This window comes from Mesorhizobium sp. M7A.F.Ca.ET.027.03.2.1 (genome assembly GCF_003999175.1).
Taxonomy (GTDB): Bacteria; Pseudomonadota; Alphaproteobacteria; order Rhizobiales; family Rhizobiaceae; genus Mesorhizobium.
Map to the genome: position 1 here is coordinate 1 of NZ_RZOM01000252.1, position 6491 is coordinate 6491.

General features: G+C 64.5%; 6 protein-coding genes. 5 read left to right on the top strand and 1 reads right to left on the bottom strand.

Annotation, left to right across the window (positions count from 1 at the left end):
• On the bottom strand, nucleotides 1-296 hold a 296-nt coding region (locus tag EN750_RS13370), incomplete at its 3' end, for an amino acid synthesis family protein (RefSeq protein ID WP_145967623.1).
• 163 nt (nucleotides 297-459) lie between these two features.
• Here EN750_RS13370 and EN750_RS13375 point away from each other — a divergent pair.
• From EN750_RS13375 to EN750_RS13395, 5 genes are all read left to right on the top strand, one after another.
• A complete protein-coding gene (locus tag EN750_RS13375) occupies nucleotides 460-2253 on the top strand; it encodes a helix-turn-helix domain-containing protein (RefSeq protein WP_127396694.1) in 1794 nt (597 codons plus the stop codon).
• A 176-nt stretch (nucleotides 2254-2429) separates the two neighbouring features.
• Nucleotides 2430-3407: a flavin reductase family protein gene (locus tag EN750_RS13380; RefSeq protein WP_127396695.1), complete on the top strand. Its 978-nt coding sequence runs from the start codon at nucleotides 2430-2432 to the stop codon at nucleotides 3405-3407.
• A gap of 22 nt (nucleotides 3408-3429) precedes the next feature.
• Nucleotides 3430-4941 (top strand): aldehyde dehydrogenase, encoded by a 1512-nt coding sequence (locus tag EN750_RS13385; protein ID WP_127332292.1) that lies wholly within the window; start codon nucleotides 3430-3432, stop codon nucleotides 4939-4941.
• A 27-nt stretch (nucleotides 4942-4968) separates the two neighbouring features.
• Nucleotides 4969-6045 carry an LLM class flavin-dependent oxidoreductase gene (locus EN750_RS13390; RefSeq protein WP_127332290.1) on the top strand — a complete coding sequence of 359 codons (1077 nt, stop codon included), beginning with the start codon at nucleotides 4969-4971 and terminating at the stop codon, nucleotides 6043-6045.
• A gap of 2 nt (nucleotides 6046-6047) precedes the next feature.
• A partial coding sequence (locus EN750_RS13395; protein ID WP_127396696.1) for an alpha/beta hydrolase occupies nucleotides 6048-6491 on the top strand: 444 nt, incomplete at its 3' end.

The window sequence follows — 6491 nt, forward strand, 5'->3', positions numbered from 1 at the left end:
GTATGGATCATGGCGGAGGCATGCTCGATCTCGCCGGCGGTTCCGACGGCGGCCGCCTTGCCGTAGCTTTCGATGCGTTCCGCCTGCATCAATCCAATCAGGCGGCTCGTGAGTTCCTGCCCCAGCCGGGGCGCTATGGCGACAATCTCCGGCTGCAAATCCTCGACGAAGCCGCGCCCGGCCCATGGGTTGCGCAGGACGGCTGCCACCACGATCGACGTTACCGGCCTTGCACCCGCTTTGCCGCCTTCGATGTGCACTTCCTCGATGAAGGTGCTGACTTTTCGCAATTCCATGATTTGGCCTCTCCAGGTGGAAGCTCAAGCTAATGCACGCCAACCGTCGGGTATTCCTCCGGTTCGTAGGAAGAAACGGCGTGCGTCCCGCTTGGAAGCGGTGTAGCGTTCGTATATCCGCGACGGCTTAAATTCGCCCTTCGCGAGCGGCGGAAGATCAGGCGTGGACCACGAGTCGCAAATTCTCTCCTTGCGGGATGCCGCCAGCCTCATCAATTCGGGCGGCGATCTCCAGTCCGTGCTGCGCCATCTCGTGCTGGCGGCCTGTCGTCATGCCCAATGGACTCTAGGCTCGATCATGGGCATCGACGCCCCCCACGGCCACGCCTATGTCATCGTGCGCCACGACCCGACGCTCATTCACCGCACGTTGCCGGACCGTTGGGAGCTGGCCACCAGTCCCTCGATCGTCGCGCTCAACCGCAACGAGCCGGTCTACATCAGGGACGCGCGCGTATCGGAGGAGTTCCCGGGCTACCGCCGAGAAGCCTTCGAGCGCGACTACCGCAGTGTTCTGGTCATGCCGATGAACTGCGTCGACGAAGACGGCCGGCCGATGGTGCTGACCGTCGTTTCGCGCGAGATCACCGAAGTGACGGCGCAGGATATCGCCTTCATCGGCATGATCGTGCATCTGGGTGAGATCGCGGTCGAGAAGCAGCATCGGCTGCGCCAGGAGAAGCAGGCCGGCGAGCGTCTGCAGCGCGCCCTCTCGGCGCACACCTTGCTTCTGCAGCAAGCCTTGTCGGATGGATCGGTGGCCTCGCTCGCCGAAAAAGTCAGCGAGCTGCTACCCAATCCTGTGGTGGTGATCGATTTCCATGCCAATCTGGTTGTCGCCGGCCGTTCCCCGAGCGAGGCGCATTTCGACACCGCCTCCTGGCAGCAGGCGGTGAGCGGAACGCTCAGCCGGCAAATCTTCAAGATAGCTCGCGGCGCGTCCGACGGGCGTCACACCGAGACGCTGTTCGTCGATGACGGCAAGCGACAGCTCAAGCTTTCGGTGCGCATCGAGCCGCTTAGCATCGACGCCGAAGTGGTTGGCGCACTGATGATTTTCCCGACGCCTCACGAGTCTGGTCAACTCGATCAGATGCTGCTCGACAGCACCAAATTCGCCCTCAGTGTGCAGATGATGCGCAGCTTCGTGCGCTTCCGTTTCGAGACGCGCTCGCTGACCGAGCTTTTCCTGGAGGTGGCGGAGCGCCGCTGGCGCGACGAGGCCGATATCGTCAATCGCGCCCGCCGGCTGGGGCTCGACTTGACCGTTGCACAGAAGATGATCGTCGTCGACCTCGCCGAACAGGACGGTGCCATCGGCCTTGCCGATCCGCATCATGAGGTCATGCGTCTGCTGCAGCAGGCCGGCATTGCCGGCACGGCAATCGCGGTGGAGGATGGGCTTGTCTGTCTTGTCCCGGCCGATACCGGGCAGGATGGCGCGCGCTTCGCGAAATTGCCGCACAAGATTGCGGCCGGGCTTGGCCGCTATTTCGAAGGTGAGCCGGTGGTTGTGCTTTCCGAGGCCTGTGCCGCGCTGGTCGATTATCCCATCGCCTGGGAGCGGTGCCGCCGCATGATCCGGATCGGCCGTTCCTTCGGACGCACCGGCGTTTTTGCCGGCCAGGATTTCGGTCCGTTGCCGATATTGGTCGCCGCTGCCGACGCTCCGGACGTGCGCGGCTTCGTCGACGAAAGTGTCGGCGCCCTGATCGCGCATGACCGCGAGCACGGCACGCCCTATCTGGAGACGTTATTTGCCTATCTGCGCGAGGGCTGCCGCAGCCAGGCCTGCGCCGACGCCATCGGCCTGCATGTCACCACCTTACGCTATCGCCTGTCGCGCATGGAGGACCTGTTCGGCATCCGTCTCGACACGCCCGAACAGCGCTTCGCGGTTGAACTCGCGATCCGTCTCAGCGGCATCATCGACAGCCGCACGCCGACAGCCCGTTAGACTCTGTTGACCTCGCCACCACTGTTTCGACGCGGCAGCCGCCGCAAGTGCAGGCGCGCTGCGCCTGCACTTGCTCGGGATGGCAGCAGCACGCCCCGACATCTTTCCTACAGACCGGAGGAAGAAGGCCGGCCGTCTCTTGCCTAGCTTTCATCCGACACTATGGGAGGAAAGCAATGGCGGACGCGGTGGTACACAGGACGATCGACCCGATCGCCTTGCGTCGTGCCTTCGGCACCTTCGTCACCGGCGTGACCGTCATCACCACGCGCGACTGCGACGGCAATCCGCGCGGCATGACCGCGAACTCCTTTACCTCGGTCTCGCTTGACCCGCCGTTGCTCCTGGTCTGCGTCGCCAAGGCGGCGGCGAGCTTTCCCGCATTCAACGAAACACGGTCCTTCGCGGTCAATTTCCTCCATGAAGGCCAGGTCGACGTTTCTTCGGTGTTCGCATCCAAAGCGGCGGACAAATTCCAGTCGGTCAACTATGACCGCGCCCACACCGGCGCGCCGATCCTCACCGACAGCCTGACATGGTTCGACTGCACCGTTCACAACCGCATCGAGGCCGGCGACCACATCATCCTAATCGGCCAGGTCCAGGCTTTCGGAACCAGCCCATCGGCGCCGCTCGGGTTTTGCCGCGGCCGTTACGCCAGCGTAAAGGATCCGCTGCCTGCCGGCTGGCTGGCCTCGCAGGACATGATCATCGGCTATCTTGTCGAAGCCGGCGACCGCATCCTCTTGCGCACCGATGGCAAGGGAAGTTGGGTGCTGCCGACGGCGCGGCGCCGCAAGGCCGACAGTCAGCTCGTCCTCGATGGCGGCGAGGCGCTGACCCTCGTCCCTGAAAACACCTTCCTCTATTCGGTCTTCGACGTCGCCGACAGCGACCCGGGCTATCTCATCTACCGCGCCGAACTGAGCCGTGAGAGCGCTGAAGCAGCACTTCCGGATGGCCACGCCTTCTTTTCCGTCGACGCGCTGCCCTATGAGCGGGTCGCCACCCATGAATTGCGCGCCATGCTGCGCCGCTATGCGCGGGAGCGCCAGGACAATCGCTTCGGCATTTACATCGACACCGGCGACGGCGGCCGCGTCGCCATGATCGACGGCCAGTCGCAATCGTGGACGCAAGCCGCATCCGAATGATGCTTCACCCAGGACAGACAGCATGAAAACGACGGTCGAATCGCTCGAAGGCTCACGCCAGAACCTGTTCATCAACGGCGCGTTCGTGGCGCCGAAAGGTGGCCAATACATCGACAGTTTCGATCCGACCACCGGCAAGCCCTGGTACCAATTCGCAGAGGCCAATGCCGAGGATGTCGGCGCGGCCGTGGAGGCGGCGCGCCTAGCTTTTGCCAATCCAGTCTGGCGACGCATGACCCAGACCGACCGCGGCACGCTGGTGCGCCGTTTGGGGGAACTGGTGCTGGAGCACGCCGACGAGTTGGCGCTGATCGAGACCCGTGACAACGGCAAGCTGCTCAAGGAAATGCGGGCGCAGATGCGCGCCATGCCCGACAGCTACACCTATTTCGCAGGGATGGCCGACAAGCTGCTCGGCGACACCATTCCGGTCAACAAGCTCGACATGCTCAATTTCAACCTGCGCGAGCCGATCGGCGTCGTCGGCATGATCACGCCATGGAACTCGCCGCTGATGCTGCTCACCGGCACGCTGGCGCCATGCCTGGCGCTCGGCAACACGGTGGTCGTCAAGCCGTCCGAGCATGCCAGTGCCTCCACGCTCGCGCTGGCCGAGCTGATCATGGAGGCCGGCTTCCCGGCCGGCGTCGTCAATGTCGTGACCGGCACCGGCGCCGTGGCGGGGGACGCGCTGACCCGGCACCCTGGCATCGCGAAATTCGTCTTCACCGGTTCGACGGCGACGGGCCGGCGGATTGCCGCCAATGCGGCTGAGAACCTCATCCCCTGTTCGATGGAACTCGGCGGCAAGTCGCCACATGTCGTCTTCGACGACGTCGACATCGACCATGCCGTCAACGGCGTCGTGTCCGGTGTGTTCGCGGCGGCTGGGCAGACCTGCGTCGCCGGTTCGCGCTGTTTCGTCGAGGCCAGCGTCTACGATCGGTTCGTCGAGGCGCTGGTCGAACGCACGCGGCGCGTGCGGGTCGGGCTGCCGATGCTGGAGGAAACCGACGTCGGACCGCTGGCGCTGTCGGTGCAACTCGCCAAGGTGGAAGGCTACGTCGCCTCGGGCGTGCGCCAGGGCGCGCGGATTGCGGCCGGCGGCAAGCGGCCGCAGGCGGATGAGCTTGCAGGCGGCTGGTACTTCGAGCCGACCGTGATGACCGATGCCGACAACGGCATGGACTTCATGCAGGAGGAGCTGTTCGGTCCTGTCGTCGGCGTCATCCCGTTCTCGTCGGAAGACCAGATGATCCGTCTCGCCAACGACACCCGCTATGGCCTCGCCTCCGGCATCTGGACCCGGGACATCAACCGCGCGCTGCGTTTCGCCAGGAATGTCGAAGCCGGCACCGTCTGGATCAACACCTACCGCGCCTCGTCCTTCATGTCCGCCAATGGCGGCTTCAAGGAGAGCGGCTACGGGCGGCGCGGCGGCTTCGACGCCATGGAGGAGTTCTCGCGCCTGAAGAACGTCGTCATCGACTACTCGGGCGCCATGCAGGACCCCTTCATTATCCGCCTTCGCTGACCAACCCGACGCACTGGGGAGACCGACATGAAATTCGCCGTTTCGCTGACCATGGAACGCTTCTCGCCCGACATGCCGATGTCGAAGGTGAAGAGCAATCTCCTCGAGTTGGCGCGCCTGGCCGACGAGGGTGGCTTCGAGACGCTGTGGACGGCGGAGCATCACACGATCGAATGCACGATCTCGCCCAACCCCCTGATGACGCTGACCTGGCTTGCCCAGCATACCGAGCAGATCCGCCTCGGCACCTCGACGCTGGTCGCGCCCTACTGGAGCCCGATCCGGTTGGCAGGGGAGGCGGCACTTTGTGATCACCTGACCGGCGGGCGGCTGGAGTTCGGCATCGCGCGCGGTTCGTACCAATATGAGTTCGACCGCATGGCCGGCGGCATGCCGCAGCAGGAAGGCGTTGCCTATCTGAAGGAGCTGGTGCCGGCGGTGAAGAAGCTGTGGGCACAGGATTATGCCCATGACGGCGATTACTGGAAGTTCCCGCTCGCCGCCGGCGTGCCGAAGCCGCTGCAGACGCCCCATCCGCCGATCTGGGTGGCCGCGCGGGACCCGGGAACCTTCGACTGGGCGGTCGGCATCGGCGCTTCGATCCTGTCGACGCCCTTGTCGGCGCCGGCGGCCGAGATCGCCGTGCTCGGCGAGAAATTCCGCAAGGCCGTCGCCGATCATCCGGAGGTGCCGCGCCCGCGCCTGATGATGCAGCGGCGCACCTGCGTCTACGAACGAGCGCAGGACTGGGAGATCGCGGTCGGGCATGCCATTGACTATGGCCGCGCGTTCGAGAACCTGTTCCAGAACATCGGCACCGTGCAAAACGGCTTTCCCGAAGCTATCCCCTACGAGAGCGTCAAGGGCAAAGACAATTACAATCCCGAGAACATCCGTCGCAACCTGATGTTCGGCACGCCCGACGAGGTGATCGAGAAGCTGCTCGACTATGAAGCCGCGGGCGTTGACCAGTATTGCCTCGGCCTGACGTTCAACCTGCCGTTCGAGCTGCAGAAGAAGACGATCAAGCTGTGGGTCGACGAGGTGATGCCGGTCTTCGCCGCGCGCGAGCGCGACAGGGCGCGCCAGGCGGCGAGGGCGTGACCATGGCGCGCTCCGGCCAGCTCGATGTCGAGGGCGTGCTGCTCAACTGGCGCCTTGAGGGTGAGGGTGGGTTGCCGCTGGTCTGCATCCATGGAGTCGGCTCCTATCTCGAAGCCTGGAGTGGCGTGGCGGGCCAACTGAAAGATCGCTTCTCGGTTCTCACCTTCGACCTGCGCGGCCATGGCCGCTCCAGCCGGATCAAGGGCCGTTACGAGATCGATGATTTCGTCAAGGAAACGCTGGCGCTGGCCGACCATGTCGGGTTTGCCACCTTCCATCTGGCCGGGTTTTCACTAGGTGGCCTGATCGCACAGCGCCTGTCGCTGACGCATGCCGAGCGCCTGAAAAAACTGGTGTTGCTGTCGACGGTCGCCGGCCGCACGCCCGAGGAACGGCACGCGGTGCGTGGCCGGCTGGCGGCGCTGATGGCGAGCGATGCCTCAGTG

What these genes read in the sequence shown, in the direction of transcription:
- EN750_RS13380 (WP_127396695.1), top strand. Translation starts at nt 2,430, where the DNA reads ATGGCGGACGCGGTGGTACACAGGACGATCGACCCGATCGCCTTGCGT.
- EN750_RS13385 (WP_127332292.1), top strand. Translation starts at nt 3,430, where the DNA reads ATGAAAACGACGGTCGAATCGCTCGAAGGCTCACGCCAGAACCTGTTC.
- EN750_RS13390 (WP_127332290.1), top strand. Translation starts at nt 4,969, where the DNA reads ATGAAATTCGCCGTTTCGCTGACCATGGAACGCTTCTCGCCCGACATG.